We start from the raw sequence: 15,621 nt of genomic DNA, 5'->3' as shown, positions 1-15,621 counted from the left end.
AGCCGACCCGGTCTATCAAGACCCTGGCTTAATCCGAAAAATACTATGAATAAATTCAAAAATTTATTCAAACTTATATATAAAAGACTTGCCTTAGAGCTTGGCAAACATCAAAACAACCTGTTGTCAGTTGGAGCATTGTGCATTTATAATATTAAAATGTGTGATCAATTGGAAGAATTCATTTGGAAGAATTCATTGATTATCAACGTTCTTTTTTTAGGGGTCTGAAGCCAATATATTCGGCAGGAGGAGATGATATGAGTTTAAATAACGAGGTCCTAAATTGCATTCATGAACGAAGAAGTACGCGCAAATTTACTGAACAGCAAATATCATCAGAACAACTGGATGCGCTGCTTGATGCTGCAATATGGGCGCCCAGTGGCGGCAACAACCAAAGCTGGTTGTTTACTGCCATTCAGAAAAAGAGTGTGCTTCTTCACTTAAACCGGCTGGTTTGTGAAGGATTTCAACATTGGATCCCTGATGACGATTACCCCGGAAAGCATGCCATGAAAAAGCGGTCAAAACAGGAAGGCTATAACTTCTACCACAACGCCCCAACACTCATTATTGCCTCCAATAAACCCAATTACGAAAATGCGATGGCAGATTGTGCCCTGGCGCTTCAGAACATATTTCTTGGGGCTCAGTCCCTTGGGCTGGGAAGCTGTTATATTAATCAACTTCACTGGCTTCGGGATGATCCGAGCATCCGTGCATATCTGCTTGAAATGGGCATCCCAAAGGAGAACACGATCTGCGCTTGCGCGGCTGTCGGGTTTATCGGCAAAGCATCGCCCGCACCTGCCCGTAAAGACGGCACGATACAGATCATTCGATAGATTAAACAGTGGGCTTCATTCTTGACAAGACCTGCGCAATACCCTAACCAGATATCTGTAACTGATTTATCCACCAGCCAAAGGAGTTTTTTATGGTTCATCAGCCGAACACCCCGAGAAAAGAGGTCCTTCAAAGTGACTGCTGGGATCTGTCACCCATGTTTCAAACCACCGGGGCGTGGGAATCGCTTTTCCAGGCGCTGGAAAAAAAAATACCCACCTATGACAAGTTCAAGGGGACCCTTTCCCAGGGACCTGATATCCTTTTAGCCTGCATTGAGTTCGACCACAGTGTCGGTCGGGATATGGATGCTTTGTATACATTTGCCCACCTGAAAAACGATGAAGATAAAACCCAGTCGGACAATGAAGGTCTTTTCCAGCGCGCCTCCAATCTTTACACCCGCATCGGGGAGGCCTCAAGCTTTATTTCGCCTGAAATTCAGGCCATCCCCTTAGATGAACTGACGACAGTTCTTGATAAAGAAGCATTTAAACCATACCGGTTTTACCTGGAACAGATGATCCGGTACATTCCCCACACAAGGGATGCACCAACCGAACAGCTGCTGGCAATGGCCGGCGAAAGCTTAAGCGCCCCCCAGAAAATTTTCTCCCAGCTGGACAATGCAGATCTCAAGTTCGGTAAAGTGAAAAAGCCCGCAGGCGACGTGCTTCCTTTGACCCACGGAAACTTTATCACTTTTCTGGGACATAAAGAGAGAAGCTTTCGCAAAACGGTCTTTGAGCAGTATTACCAGACATACCATGATCACAGGCACACCATTGCCGCTACATTAGCCGCCTCAGTAAAAAAGGACCTGTTCTGGGCAAGGGCGAGGCATTTTGATTCGACACGAACGTCTGCCCTGTTTGCGGACAACGTCCCGGAAGATGTGTATGACAACCTGATTATCAATGTAAAAAAAGCATTTTCACCCCTTTACCGATACCTTGATTTCAGAAAACAGGCCCTGGGTGTTGACGAACTGCACATGTACGACACCTATGTACAGCTTGTCCCTGATATTGACTTCCACATGGACTATGAACAGGCGGTTGCGACCTGCATTGAGGCGCTTGCGCCACTAGGGCAAGACTATTGCCGCACCCTGGAGCCGGGTCTGCTTGAGGGCTGGGTGGACAGATATGAAAACAAAGGCAAACGAAGCGGCGCCTACTCGTCAGGGTGTTACGATTCCAACCCCTATATCCTGCTCAACTATGATCCCAATTCCATTAACAGCGTGTTCACCATGATTCACGAGGCAGGGCATTCCATGCACACCTTTCTTGCCAATAAAGCCCAGCCCTACCCCACCCACGGTTACACGATTTTTGTGGCCGAGGTGGCCTCCACCCTGAATGAGGCGCTTTTAGCCCGGCATCTTCTGGAAAAATACAGGGATGACCCCAAAATGAAGGCCTACATACTGAACCGGGAAATCGACAATATCCGCGGCACATTTTTTCGCCAGACCATGTTTGCCGAATTTGAACATATCATCCATGGCCTGGCAGGAGAAAACCAGCCCCTGACCATTAAAACCTTCACTTCCGTGTATAAAGACCTTTTATCCGTATATTTCGGCGATAACATGGTCATTGACGAGGCCCTTACCCTGGAATGCCTGCGCATCCCCCATTTTTATTCTTCCTTTTATGTTTATAAATATGCCACGGGTCTTGCGGCAGCATTAGGGATAGCCCAGCGCATAACAGACAAGGGAAAGCCTGCCGTGGATGATTACCTTGACTTTCTCAAGCTCGGGGGCGCCATGTTTCCCATTGACGAACTCAGGGTAGCGGGAGTGGACATGGCATCCATTACCCCTGTGCAGGCAGCAGCATCCCATTTTGAATCACGGATCAGCGAACTGGAAACCCTGTGGAAGTCCATTTAGAGGCCATTGGGGTGATCCATACCTGTTTCAAGGAGAAATTCGGCATCCCCCGGCAGCCCAACCTTGCGGCCGGGGCACCGGGAACGCTGGAGTTTTTTCCTGAATTTGCAAGGCTCGAAGCTGTAAGAGGACTTGAACAATTTTCCCATATCTGGCTGATTTTTGTTTTTCACAGGGCTGTGAAAAAGGGTGGAAAATGGTCTGCCATGATACGCCCGCCCCGCCTTGGGGGAAATAAAAAGGTGGGGGTATTTGCATCGCGCTCCCCGTTCCGGCCCAACCCCATCGGCATGTCCTGTGTCCGGCTTGAAGGCATTGAATCTACGGTCAAAGGGCCGGTGCTCCACCTGACCGGCGTGGATATCCTGGATCAAACGCCTGTCCTGGACATAAAACCCTATCTGCCCTATTCAGACCGCTTGGACACTGCCTGGGACGGTTTTGCACCGGCTCCGGACAACAAGCGTTGCCAGGTGAGTTTTTCAGACACGGCAGCCACCCAGATCTGGGAAAGGGAAAAGGCAATCCCCAATCTGCTGCTCATCATTACCCAGGTGCTTGAAAATGACCCACGGCCCGCTTATTGCCGTGCTCATTTTTCCAATAGTCAACAAGAGAGCCGGACGGATGTGCCGCAAGAAAATCGTGTATACGGTATCCGCATGTTTGACTTTGATCTCAAATGGCAGGCATCAGGAAATAAAATCCGGGTGCTTTGCCTGGACCCGGTTTAGTGGCGGATCAGGTTTTGGGACTGTAGTGGCGTTTCAGCCAAGACCCCAGCCCGTCAAGGCCGGGAAACAGCACACGCTCCGTGATATTGCACAGATCGAGTTTATCCCGGCATTCCCATTTAAGTTTGGCCGGGATAATGATGCGCTGGAAAAGGTCGGCATGACGGTTCAGCCAGTCATCAATTACCCGGCATGGATTGGGCATGACCGAAAAAAGCGCATATTGGTTCACGATGCGTTCGTCAATCGATGGCGGCTCAAAAAAGAGCAGGAACTCCTCGGACCCGCCCAGGGCATCAAACTGGGTTAAGGTTTCAACATACTGATGAAAGGTTTTTTCCCCTGCGTGACAGTCCGGCCTTTCCTGGCCGATACTGGTGAGCAGCTCCACGGTAAATGCCTGGGCGCCTTCTGCGGCCAGTTGTCCTTTAAGTTCGGAAGGCAACCGGTCATGGACCTGTTCATAATTTACCCGCCAGATCACCCCGTCCAGGTCAAACCGCTCAAGGTTGGCCAGGGCAAAGTGGAGGGCAATATAGGGTGAATAGGTCCAGTCCATGAGGCGGGTGGGCAGCCCGTGGTGCTGGGCCACAGCCAGAAGGTGCCAGAAGGAATCAGGCTCTTCGCGCCCCTGGGCCCTGGAATATTTACGAAAATTACGCAGCAGATGCTTTTCAAGGGACCAGAACGGTCCGCCCAGACGCATCAATGAGGTTTCAAGACGGTAGGATGCATCGGACAGCCCCCGGTACACAAAGGGTGGCCGGTACCTTTGGATGGCATCATTCCAGGCACCTTTAAACAATTCCTCCTGGAGCATGCCCCAGGAATCAACTATGATGTCCGGCATAAGACTTTCTCCCCCGGGCAGCCCCGGTTTCTTTATTTTTTATGGGCAATGGCCTGCAGCAATTGATCTATCTGGTCCTCACCAAACACCATAATACCGTTCTGTCTTAAAAGTGCGGTTGTCACACCCATACCCGCCACAAGAGACCGGCTGAAACTGCCGTCATAGATTCGGCAACTTCCGCAGGACGGACTCTTTTGTTTTAAAAGGGCCGTTTTGATACCACAGGCAACAGCTTTGTCCAAAGCGGCCTGTGCGCCTTTGATAAAAAACGCCGTTACATCGGCCTGCCGAGTCGTCACCCGGGCCGTTCCCGCCCACACCCCCGGGCCGCCCCCGGGGGAGATCTCTGCCGGCGGCCGGGGTACGGGAAGGCCACCGTCCATTTCCGGACAGACCGGAACCAGCAACCCTTTGGTCTGCCACAGGTCAATGAGTGAGCATTTAAAGGGACAGGACCTGCCGTCATAGCGCACCGGCTGTCCCAGAAGACAGGCTGAAATCAGTATCTGTTCCATGGTGGAACGTTATATCAGCATTGGCTTGGTTTGTAAAAATTTCTTGACTAAGGAACCTAATCAATGCGATGAATGATAATTCATTTTTCATAGTGAGGAGGACACATGGCACAGCTAATTTCCGACCAGCGGGACATTGATTTTGTCGTTCACGAAATCCTTGAGGCGCATACCCTTGCAGAACTGAACGACAATTACGCCGACTTTAACAAAAAAACCATAGAGATGGTGATTAAAGAGGCAAAAAATCTGGCAATTAAAGAGCTGCTGCCCATAAACAAGGAAGGGGATGAGGCAGGCTGCACTCTTGAAAACGGCAAGGTCACCACGCCGCCGTCTTTCAAGCGCGTATTTGATCTGTTCAATGAAGGTGAATGGCTGGCCCCCACCGAAGATCCTCAATGGGGCGGCCAGGGGATGCCTTTCACCGTTGCCGCCGCAACGGCGGAATATTTCAACGGGGCCAACTACCCGTTCATGATGTACTGCACCCTCACCCAGGGTGCAGGTCATCTTATTGAACATTTTGGTACCGAAGCACAGAAAAAGACCTATCTTAAAAACATGTACACCGGCAAATGGACCGGCACCATGCTGCTCACCGAACCGGAGGCCGGATCAGATGTCGGGGCACTGACCACCAAAGCCATCCCTAACCCCGACGGCACTTACAACATTGTGGGTGAAAAAATTTTCATTTCCGGCGGCGAACACGATCTGACAGAAAACATCATCCATCCCGTATTAGCCCGCATTGAAGGGGCACCTGCCGGCACAAGAGGCATCTCATTATTCCTGGTTCCGAAATACAGAGTTAACAAAGACGGGTCTTTGGGCGAATTCAACGATGTCATCTGCACCGGCATTGAGCATAAAATGGGCATCCACGGAAACTCAACCTGTTCCTTGTCTTTAGGGACCAAAGGCAACTGCGTGGGCACCCTTTTAGGCGAAGAAAACAAGGGCATGAAAGCCATGTTTCTGATGATGAACGCTGCCCGCTTACTCGTAGGAGTCCAGGGCTTTGCCTGTGCCGGTGCAGCCTATATGTATGCACTGGATTATGCAAAAAACCGTATCCAGGGCCGGAACCTGACGGAGATCATGAATCCTGAGGCCCCATCAGTTCCCATTTTTCGCCATCCTGATGTGCGACGCCAGCTCATGGTGATGAAGTCCAATGTGGAAGCCATGCGTACCTTGATCTACTATGTCCATTACTGCATTGACATGTCCAAATATGCGGCAACCGACGAAGAAAAAACCAAATACCACGGCTTTGTTGAAGTCCTCACCCCCATTGCCAAGGGGTATGTCACAGACCGGGCCTTTGAGGTCTGTTCCCAGGGCATGCAGGTTTACGGCGGTTACGGATTCATCGAAGAGTACCCCATGGCCCAGCTGCTGCGAGACGTCAGAATAACCATGATCTACGAAGGAACCAACGGCATCCAGGCCATGGATCTTCTAGGTCGAAAACTTGGCATGAACAAGGGCAAGCCCTTCATGGATCTGTTCGGTGAAATGCAGACGACCATTGTCCGGGCCAAGGATATTCCGATACTTGAAAAAGCGGCGACCAAGGTTGAAGAGGTGGTAAACAAATTAGCTGAAGTGGCCATCCACATGGGCACCACGGCCATGGGTCCCAAAGTGCTTGCCGCCTTTGCCAACGCGCATCCGTTCCAGGATGCCACCGGTGACACCGTTTTTGCATGGATGCTGCTGTGGCGCGCCGTGACCGCTGCCCAAAACCTTGAGAAGGCCAAAAAGAAAGATATTCCCTTTTACCAGGGAGTCATCAAAAGTCTTGAATTTTATGCCCAAACCGTACTGCCCATCACCCTGGGCCGATTTGCTGCACTGCTGAACACAAGCGCCGTAGCGGTAGAGATTGAAGACGACATGTTTCCCAGCTGATTAGATTCTTTTTATTGATCCTCCAGTGAACTCTGAAGATCGCAGGTCTCATCGGCAAAGCAGATCATGGCCCGTTCCAGTCTGGGGTAATCCGGATTAAAGGTGCCTCTTCGCCAGTAATCGTAGTCCAGTTCTTTTTGGGCAGCTTTCGAGGCAATATCCTTTTCTCCGAAAATGGTTTTGGCCGAGCCTTTCTGGCATTTATTGAAATCTTCCATATCCGGCGGAGTGTCATAGGCTTTGCAGTGGCGATACTTGCCATTGACGCCGTAATGGGGATCTGAAGGACTCATGGACAGGGCCGTATGGGCGTAGTTGGCGAACCGGTATGGGGTTCCCTGGAATTCCCGGTCCACCGGCCCCGGTTTGACTTCTTTGATGTCGTCACAGGGCGGATCAATATTCCGCTCGGCATGGCGGGATGCATACCAGATCAGACCGCGGCGCCGGGCCGTCACCTGTTCGCAGAAAAACTGCCGGGCTGCGCTGGCGTCAATGGTTTCATCATCGGCACTAACAGCCATGAGTACCGGCACGTCAATGGGGGCTTTGCTTTTCATGATGTTTTTGGTGAGCAGAAAAAATTCAGCGCCGGCATTGAGGGAAAATGATTCATATCGCGCCGCGTCTCGTTCTTCAAACGTGTCGAGCCAGTCCTTAACCCAGCGCAGGTAGGGGCTGAGAAAGGCACCACCGGATTTGGCCTTGACTGCTGTAGAGATCAGGATCAGCCCTTTGATTTTGGGATTTTTGGGGTTATCCTGCAGATGACGAATGGCAAGGGCCGTGCCCGTGGAAAATCCCACCAGGTAGAGATCGGAAATTGTCTCCATCTTTTCAAAGCTGCGAACCCCATAGTCGGTGATGGCCATCCAGTCCGTATGCCTCATCTTGATGGAGTCTCCGGCAACCGTACCGTGGCCGGGCAGCAGCACAGCCCGGATGGTTCCGTTGGGATAAGCCTGATGCAGGGAGTCGGCAATGCTGCGCATCAGGTAGGGGGAGTCGGTAAGCCCGTGAATGAGAAGAAACCCCTTACCTTTACCGGGCCCTGTGCTGCCGTTTTCCGGAAGGCGTTCAAATGGGCCCCGCATTTGAGCTGCCTGGGCAGGCGAATAGTCACCAAGAAAGGGACTGTCCCCCTGTGCGAACCGGAGGGCACCCAGGACCTGTTCAATATTTTTTCTGCTTTCCTGAACATATTGACTGAAGGGTAACTCCGTATCCGGAGGGACGCCGGCCGGACTGGCGCTCTCTTTAAGGTAAAAAGGTTTCAGCGCGCAGGAAGCAAGGAAAAACAAAAAAAGCACAAAAAACCCGTTGATCTTAAATTTGAACATGTTGGTTCTCCTTTGACTGATAAAGGTTTCATCCAGGTTCTGGCAATGCCTATCATTTTATGGTAGATTTCATGTTCAGGCAACCCCGGATAGTGTTCACGGCCCCCATCAGAAGGAGAGTTCAGCATCAGCTCAACTGACCGGGGGTATCCGGAAAACCAGGTTTTAGCAACGCTATAAACGAACAAATGACGGTATTTTTCAGGGAACAATGTCGTAAAAAGGGGGAGACCATCTTCCATGGGTGGTCCGGCAGCCTTCTATTTCTGACCCTAATCCCGGGCCTGATTTTATCCAGCCCAGGCTTATCCCTGGCCTTCAAGGCCATGTTTTCCCACCCCTTTGACACAGGATCCTATAATTGCGGCATTACCCAGGACCGTGACGGATTTATCTGGGTGGGAACCCCCGAAGGAATAGTCCGGTGGGACGGATATAAGATGAAGCGCTTCTCATCGGGCACGAATTCCCTCAACAACGATATTGCGCCCTGTGTGTTTGCCGACAGTTCCGGTTTTCGGATCTGGGTTGCCACCATTGGGGGCGGGTTAAATTGTTACGACAAGCGGTTAAATAAATTTATCTATTTCCGGCATGATCCTGGGAATCCGGCCAGCATCAGTTCGGACTTTTTCAACTGGGCCCCCAGGACCATTGCCGAAGACCAGGACGGAAAGATATGGGTGGGGACCCAAAACGGCCTAAATCTTTACGATCCCCTTGAGAATACCTTTGTCCGTTACCTTCCCGAGCCCGGAAATTCCAACTGCATGAGCCACGGGAGTATTTTCACGGTCTTTGTTGACCAGGAAAACAAAATATGGGCCGGAACCAAGGCCGGGTGGCTGAATCGCCTTGATAAGAAAACAGGGGTTATTACCCGGATTTCCTTAGGGTCTTTTGGACAGCCATCCCCGGATGCCTCAATACATTCCGGCCCAGGATGCATCAACAGCATCATCCAGGGACCAAAGGGATTTCTCTGGATCGGTACGGCTAAATCCGGGCTCTTTCGTCTGGATCCCCATACCCTTGAGACCCGGCAATTTACCCATGATCCCCACAACCCCCAGGGACTGGCCAGCAACTATGTTTACACGCTCATGCCCGACGACAGGGGGTATGTCTGGATTTCCCACTCCTATACCGACCCTGTCGGGCTGGAGATTTTTAACACCGATTCAGAGACATTCACATCCCTGCGCCATGATCCGGATAACCCCTTAAGCCCCAGGGAGGACAAAATCGTTGACTTTTTCATGGATCGCCAGGGCATTGTCTGGACCGTGGGAAATACAGGGCCTGTAGATGCCTGGGACAGCTTTGCCCACCAGTTTACCCTCTACCGCCACAATCCCGCAGACCGCACAAGCCTGGGATCCAACTCAGTGTTTATGCTCTACCAGGACAGCCGGAACACGATCTGGGTTGCCGGCGGGAGTCAGGGCGGACTTTCCCGGTTCAATCCCGGAACAGATGACTTTTCCAGGGCAGGCCCGGTTGAACAAAATATTTCTGCCCTCTCTTCGGTATATTCGGTCTGCGAGGACAGTGCCGGCCGGTTATGGGTGGGGTCGGGTGACGGGTCCCTGAATGTATACAACCGGGAGAACCGAACCCTGGAAACGACCTACCAGAATCCCCTGCTGGCCGGAGCGCCGATCAGGGGGTTGATTCAGGACCGTCTCAATCCGGAATTGCTCTGGTTAGGCACCCTGGAAAACGGCATCTTCCAATTCAATAAGAAGACCGGCAGATTCCGGCAATTTGTCCACGACTGTACCAACCCCCGAAGTCTGAGCAACAACGTGGCGTTTAACCTTGTTAATGACCGGGAGGGAACCCTGTGGATTTGCACAAAAGTCGGGCTGAACCGTTATAACCCCGGCACAGAAAACTTTCAGCGGTTTACCAAAGGAAAAAACGGTCTTCAGGGGAACAATATCAATGACTGCCATGAGGATGTAAAGGGCCGCTTCTGGGTAAGTACCGAAGATGGGGGATTGCATCTTCTTGACAGAGAAAGCGGGATCTTTACCCCTGTCACACAGGCCCAGGGTTTGCCCTCCGGAGCCATACGGGCCATACAGGAAGATGACAGGGGACGGCTTTGGCTGAGTTCTGATATGGGACTGTATCTCTTTGACGCCAACAACCGGAAGGTTCTGGATCATTACTCGGAAAAAGACGGACTTCAGGCAGACAGGTTCAGTGTTTTTGCCAATAGTGCCCTGAAAAGCCGGGAGGGGGATCTCTGGTTCTCCGGCCTTTCAGGGGTGAACCGGTTCCATCCGGACCGGATCATGAAAAATCCCTATGTCCCGCCGGTAATGCTGCTTTCCCTTGAACAGGCAGGACTTCCGCTTGACACTGGAAAGGCCCCGGAACTCATTCAAAGTATCCATCTGCCCTGGCAGCGAAATTTTTTTGAATTCGACTTTTCAGTCCTGAATTTTACCCGTCCCGCGAACAATGAATATGCCTATTTTCTTGAAGGCTTTGAAACCCAATGGAACCGCACCGAAACCCGGCGGTACGGCAAGTACACCAACCTGCCCGGCGGTACCTATACCCTGCGGCTGTTCGGCAGCAACAACAATGGGGTATGGAACGAAAAGGGCAAGGCCATCAAAATCCAGGTGGATAAACCGCCTTGGAAGCGGACTTGGGCCTATGTGGCCTACATTGCAGCCTGCACCGGGATCTGGATAGGGGGCTGGCGGCTTGCCCATAAGGGAGTAGAAAAAAAAATAAAGGCCCAGGCGGAAGAACTGGAAAAGGCAAGGCGCATCACCGAGCAGCTCCGGGCCATTGACAGGATGAAATCCGAGTTGCTCAAAAAACAGGACCAGGTGGAGAACGAACTTGTTAAAAACAAGCAGAAACTCGAAGAGATGGTTAAGGAGCGGACCCTGGCCCTCAAAGCCGCAAAGGAGAAGGCAGAGGCTGCCAGCCAGGCCAAGGGCGAGTTTTTGGCCAATATGAGCCATGAAATCCGGACGCCCCTGAACCTGGTCATCGGATTTTCCGATATCATCTATAAAGAGGTCCAGGATGAGACAATTAAAGAGTATGTGGCCACCATCGGTTCTGCCGGTAATTCACTTCTGGCCATGCTCAACGATATCCTTGATCTGTCAAAGGCGGAATCCGGGAGCTTTCCACTGAAATATGCACCATTTGATCTTGAAGGACTGCTGAAGGAACTCAACCAGATCTATGCGAATACAGCCCGGATCAAGGGGCTTGAATTTTCCCTGGAGATGGAAAAAGAGCTCCCCTCCATCATTGTTCTGGACAGAGTCAGACTCAGACAGACCCTGATGAATATAACAGGAAACGCCATTAAATTCACCTCGTCCGGATTTGTCAAACTCACGGCCGGGTACCGGCAATTTGAAAACGAGAAGAGGTTTTCAGAACTTTTCTTTATCATCGAAGACAGTGGGATCGGCATTGCCCCTGACCAGAAAAGACTGATATTTGAAAGGTTCAGCCAGCAAAAGGGCCAGGACTTTGATACCTATGGCGGAACCGGCATTGGGCTTTCCATATCCCAAAAAATAGTGGCGGCCATGGGCGGCACCATTGAGGTGAACTCAACCCCGGGAAACGGCAGCCGATTTCTGGTGACCATTCCCAATGTCAAAAGCGAGGCCGGGAAGACACCCCCCCTGCCCTGCGACGCTGTTATGGCACAAGCCGAAGGGAAAGAGGAAATCCTCAACCTTTTTCCCCCGCCCAAATGCGATACACCCATGGCGATTGAAAAACTCAAGGAGTTGTTGACCCTGCTCAGGGAAGAGATGCTGGACAGGTGCCAATACCTCAATGAAGCCATGATCATGGGAAATGTCCAAGCCTTTGCCGAAGAGATCGTCGAACTTGGCCAAACCTATGGATACGCCCCCCTGCGGATATGGGGGGAAGCGGTATCCAAACAGGCCAAAACCTTTGATATGGTTTCGCTTCCAGACACCTTGAAATGCTTTCCGAACCTGATTGACCAACTTTCCCGCCTTGTCCAAACCTGATGAAGGTTCCCATTGGCCGAATACTTGTTAACGATGTTAACAGCAGATACAATCATTGATAAAAATTCAAGAAAATAGTAAAAAAGCAAGGTGCGATACGAATAGAAAGAGCTTTTTTCATCAATTTTTTTAAAGAAAGGGAGAAAATAATGGCAACAACCAATGATAATCTAAAAGAGTCGTTTGCAGGTGAAAGCCAGGCCAACCAGAAATACAACGCTTTTGCAAAAAAAGCCGAAAAGGAAGGGTTTAAAAATATAGCAAAACTGTTTAAAACCACTGCCGAAGCAGAACGAATTCATGCCGAGGGTCATTTGGCCGCCCTGGGTATGATCCAGTCAACCGCCGATAATCTCCAGGCCGCCATTGACGGCGAAACCGAAGAGTACTCCAGCATGTATCCGCCCATGCTGGAACAGGCCGAGTCAGACGGTCATAAAGCCAAAATCATGTTTAAATTTGCACTGGGTGCTGAAGAAGCGCATGCCAACCTCTACACAAAAGCCCTGGAAGCCGTTAAAAACGGCATAGATCTGGATGTCAGCGAATTTTACCTGTGTCCGGTCTGCGGTTACATTGAACTGGGCGCCGCACCGGAAAAATGTCCGATCTGCTCGGCCAAACAGTCCAAGTTTATCCTGGTTGACTAATCAAATTCTTGCCGGACCCGGGCATGATGAACTGCCCCGGGTCCGGTCTTTCAATCCCCCTGAGGCATAGAAGCAAAAACCGAGGTCAACGTTTTTGTTCTATTTTCACACTTTCACAGCACTTTTGAAAAAATAATGAATGGACATCTTCAGTGATGAAACTATCAAAAAGTATTAAAAATATGTACCTCATCGGTATGATTTCAGTTGCTTTTATTTCAATCACAATCTCAAGTTTTGTAATGATTATAAGAGAATATCACAATTTCAAAGTGGAAGCCGATGAAAGCAGGACAATTTATATAAATGACCAAAAGGCATTAATAAAAAATGAAGTTGAAAAAGTTGTTGAATATATAGAATATATGAAGTCTTTGACAGAGGACCGTTTAGAAAAAAACATAAAAAACCGAGCTGATGAAGCCATTGCCATCGCTTCAAATATATACAATGAAAATCGCGATATAAAAAGCCGTGCCGACATTGAAAAAATGATCAAAGATGCTTTACGTCCAATCCGTTTCAATCATGGTCGGGGATACTATTTCGCCACTGACTTAACAGGCATAGAACAACTGTTTGCAGATCGCCCCGAGCTTGAAGGTAAAAACATGATCGGGATGAAGGATACACAAGGGAACTTTGTCATTCAGGATATGATTAAAATCGCAAAGAATAAAGATGAAGGATATTATCGATATAACTGGACAAAACCTGGCGACAAAGGAAAAGATTTTCCAAAAATTGCTTATATTAAATATTTTGAACCCATGGATTGGTTTTTCGGCACGGGCGAGTATTTAGATGATGTTGAATCAGATATTAAAAAGGAAATATTGGCCAGAATATCTAAGATAAGATTTGGCAAAGACGGTTATATTTTTGTTGTCAGTTTCGACGGCGTAACGCTTATGAATTCAACGCAGCCAGATATCATTGAAAAAAACATTTGGGATATGACCGATCCGAACGGTGTCAAGGTGATACAGGAGGAGCGGAGAGCCGCAGAGACACCAGAAGGTGATTTCATTAAATATGTATGGGAAAAACCAACAACCAATGCCCTTTCACCGAAGATCTCATTTATAAAAGGGGTTCACGATTGGCAATGGATGGTTGGCGCCGGCGTTTATCTCGATGAAATTGAAAGTCAGCTGCTCCACAAGAAAGAGCTTCTTTTTGACGGTATGATAAAAGAATTAGTAAAAATTATTTTGACTTTATTTTTGATCGTTATATTCATTTATCCCATCGCAAAATTTATTTCCCATCGATTAAAATATAATTTTGAAGTCTTTACCCGATTTTTTAAAGTAGCGGCAAACCAATCCATTAAAATAAAATCAGATGAATTAAGTCTTGTTGAATTTGAGCCCCTTATTGAGTCAGCCAACCAAATGATCGAGGTCCGTGAAAGAAACAAAACCCTTTTGGTTGAAAACGAACAGCGCTACAAAAAAGCCCAGGAAATGGGACATGTTGGCAATTGGGAATATGATATTGGCAGTGAAATATTCTGGGGATCAGAAGAAACCAAACGCATATATGGTTTCGATCCTGAGAATAAAAATTTTTCAACGGATGAAATAGAAAAATGTATCCCAGATCGTGAGCGGATCCATCAGGCACTTATTGATTTAATCGAAAATGACAAACCGTATGACCTTGAGTTTGAAATTCATCCTGTATCTGGCCATGAACGGCGAATTATAAAATCGATCGCCGAATTGGTTAGAAACGACTCCGGGGCACCTTTAAAAGTCATTGGTGTCATCCAAGATATTACAAAACAAAAGAGTGCTGAAGAACTGATCATTCAAAGTCAAAGCCAGTTAAATGAAAAAAACCAACTTCTGTCCGCGATTCTTCAACACACACATATAATGGCTGTTTTCCTTGATTCTGCTTTTAACTTTCTCTGGGTCAATCAAGCCTATGCTGATTCATACAAACAGCCACCGTCCTTTTTCCCAGGAAAAAATCATTTTGATTTGTATCCACATCAAGAGAATCAAACCATTTTTGAAACTGTTGTAAAAACAGGAAAAGAATATTTTGTGGCTGCAAAACCATTTGAATTTCCCAACCAGGCAGAGCGAGGTGTAACATACTGGGATTGGAGTTTGATCCCGACAAAAACAGAATCTGGGCAGGTTGACGGACTGGTTTTTACTTTATCGGAAGTGACTGATAGAATTGAAGCTGAAATTGCATTAAAAGAAAGTGAGCAAAAATTCAGAACCATTTTTGAAAATGCCCCTCTTGGGATCTTTCGTTCTACACCAGAAGGACGTTTCATAGAAGTAAATGCTGCACTTGCAGAGATGCTTGGCTACGCATCGCCGGATGAAGTGCTAAAATCCATTCACAGCATTGCTGAACAGATTTATGTACGTAGTGAGAAAAGAGACTCCATTGTAACCGAACAAATAAATACAAATGGAATGACACATCACCTGAATCATTACCGTCGACGTGACGGGTCACAATTTATTGCAAATTTATATTTAAAAACCGTCAGGGATGAAAATGGATCTCCACTTTATTTAGAGGGCATTGTTGAAGATATCACCCAAAGATTAGAAGCGGAAAAACAGGTTCATGATGCCAAAGAAAGGTTTCAAAAAGTTTTTAACAGCCAATTATAGTTCCGGTCATACGACTTGATATTTTAGATAGAATCGTGTAGTATAATCGCGTCCGAAGTTTATCCAAAGGTAGCACGACTATGTCGATTCTCAATTTTGTTCATCAAAAGCAGCATCATCCTGCCAGAAAGCATCTTCAACATCACGAGTTTTCCTTATTAACCCAGCGCAGGTT

The 15,621-nt window shown here is 48.6% G+C and carries 11 protein-coding genes; 8 read left to right on the top strand and 3 right to left on the bottom strand.

The features are described 5' to 3' along the window. The 4 genes from B3D59_RS02280 to tsaA all read left to right on the top strand — a co-directional run. A partial coding sequence (locus tag B3D59_RS02280; protein WP_286817467.1) for a hypothetical protein occupies positions 1–231 on the top strand: 231 nt, incomplete at its 5' end. 29 nt (positions 232–260) lie between these two features. Next, positions 261–848, top strand: a complete 588-nt coding sequence (locus B3D59_RS02275; protein ID WP_286817466.1) for a nitroreductase family protein — start codon at positions 261–263, stop codon at positions 846–848. A 92-nt stretch (positions 849–940) separates the two neighbouring features. Beyond that, on the top strand, positions 941–2,752 hold the full coding sequence (pepF, locus tag B3D59_RS02270) for an oligoendopeptidase F (protein ID WP_286817465.1): 1,812 nt from the start codon (positions 941–943) through the stop codon (positions 2,750–2,752). Next, complete coding sequence (tsaA, locus tag B3D59_RS02265; protein WP_286817463.1) at positions 2,737–3,486, top strand: tRNA (N6-threonylcarbamoyladenosine(37)-N6)-methyltransferase TrmO; 750 nt, start codon at positions 2,737–2,739, stop codon at positions 3,484–3,486. The genes pepF and tsaA overlap by 16 nt, the downstream gene beginning before the upstream one ends. Before the next feature lie 7 nt (positions 3,487–3,493). Here tsaA and B3D59_RS02260 read toward each other — a convergent pair whose 3' ends face one another. Both B3D59_RS02260 and B3D59_RS02255 read right to left on the bottom strand, forming a co-directional pair. Continuing rightward, the gene (locus tag B3D59_RS02260; protein ID WP_286817461.1) at positions 3,494–4,336 is read right to left on the bottom strand and encodes an FRG domain-containing protein; all 843 of its coding nucleotides are present in this window, start codon (positions 4,334–4,336) and stop codon (positions 3,494–3,496) included. A gap of 32 nt (positions 4,337–4,368) precedes the next feature. Next, a complete protein-coding gene (locus B3D59_RS02255; protein ID WP_286817460.1) occupies positions 4,369–4,854 on the bottom strand; it encodes a DUF523 domain-containing protein in 486 nt (161 codons plus the stop codon). A gap of 105 nt (positions 4,855–4,959) precedes the next feature. Between B3D59_RS02255 and B3D59_RS02250 the strand changes: the two genes are divergently transcribed. Beyond that, entirely contained in the window at positions 4,960–6,774 is a 1,815-nt protein-coding gene (locus B3D59_RS02250) for an acyl-CoA dehydrogenase (RefSeq protein WP_286817459.1), read from the top strand. 11 nt (positions 6,775–6,785) lie between these two features. Here B3D59_RS02250 and B3D59_RS02245 read toward each other — a convergent pair whose 3' ends face one another. Then, on the bottom strand, positions 6,786–8,114 hold the full coding sequence (locus B3D59_RS02245; protein ID WP_286817458.1) for an alpha/beta hydrolase: 1,329 nt from the start codon (positions 8,112–8,114) through the stop codon (positions 6,786–6,788). A 188-nt stretch (positions 8,115–8,302) separates the two neighbouring features. Between B3D59_RS02245 and B3D59_RS02240 the strand changes: the two genes are divergently transcribed. From B3D59_RS02240 to B3D59_RS02230, 3 genes are all read left to right on the top strand, one after another. Continuing rightward, positions 8,303–12,148, top strand: a complete 3,846-nt coding sequence (locus B3D59_RS02240) for a hybrid sensor histidine kinase/response regulator (protein ID WP_286817457.1) — start codon at positions 8,303–8,305, stop codon at positions 12,146–12,148. A gap of 149 nt (positions 12,149–12,297) precedes the next feature. Further along, the gene (locus B3D59_RS02235) at positions 12,298–12,798 is read left to right on the top strand and encodes a rubrerythrin family protein (protein ID WP_286817455.1); all 501 of its coding nucleotides are present in this window, start codon (positions 12,298–12,300) and stop codon (positions 12,796–12,798) included. A gap of 155 nt (positions 12,799–12,953) precedes the next feature. Continuing rightward, complete coding sequence (locus B3D59_RS02230) at positions 12,954–15,446, top strand: cache domain-containing protein (protein WP_286817454.1); 2,493 nt, start codon at positions 12,954–12,956, stop codon at positions 15,444–15,446. The last annotated feature ends 175 nt before the right edge of the window (positions 15,447–15,621 follow it).

The organism is Desulfobacter sp. UBA2225 (genome assembly GCF_002348205.1).
Classification (GTDB): Bacteria; Desulfobacterota; Desulfobacteria; order Desulfobacterales; family Desulfobacteraceae; genus Desulfobacter; species Desulfobacter postgatei.
The sequence above is the reverse complement of the archived record's forward strand: the minus strand, read 5'-3'. Positions and strand labels throughout refer to the sequence as shown.

What these genes read in the sequence shown, in the direction of transcription:
- B3D59_RS02275 (WP_286817466.1), top strand. Translation starts at nt 261, where the DNA reads ATGAGTTTAAATAACGAGGTCCTAAATTGCATTCATGAACGAAGAAGT.
- pepF (WP_286817465.1), top strand. Translation starts at nt 941, where the DNA reads ATGGTTCATCAGCCGAACACCCCGAGAAAAGAGGTCCTTCAAAGTGAC.
- B3D59_RS02260 (WP_286817461.1), bottom strand. Translation starts at nt 4,336, where the DNA reads ATGCCGGACATCATAGTTGATTCCTGGGGCATGCTCCAGGAGGAATTG.
- B3D59_RS02255 (WP_286817460.1), bottom strand. Translation starts at nt 4,854, where the DNA reads ATGGAACAGATACTGATTTCAGCCTGTCTTCTGGGACAGCCGGTGCGC.
- B3D59_RS02250 (WP_286817459.1), top strand. Translation starts at nt 4,960, where the DNA reads ATGGCACAGCTAATTTCCGACCAGCGGGACATTGATTTTGTCGTTCAC.
- B3D59_RS02245 (WP_286817458.1), bottom strand. Translation starts at nt 8,114, where the DNA reads ATGTTCAAATTTAAGATCAACGGGTTTTTTGTGCTTTTTTTGTTTTTC.
- B3D59_RS02240 (WP_286817457.1), top strand. Translation starts at nt 8,303, where the DNA reads ATGACGGTATTTTTCAGGGAACAATGTCGTAAAAAGGGGGAGACCATC.
- B3D59_RS02235 (WP_286817455.1), top strand. Translation starts at nt 12,298, where the DNA reads ATGGCAACAACCAATGATAATCTAAAAGAGTCGTTTGCAGGTGAAAGC.
- B3D59_RS02230 (WP_286817454.1), top strand. Translation starts at nt 12,954, where the DNA reads ATGAAACTATCAAAAAGTATTAAAAATATGTACCTCATCGGTATGATT.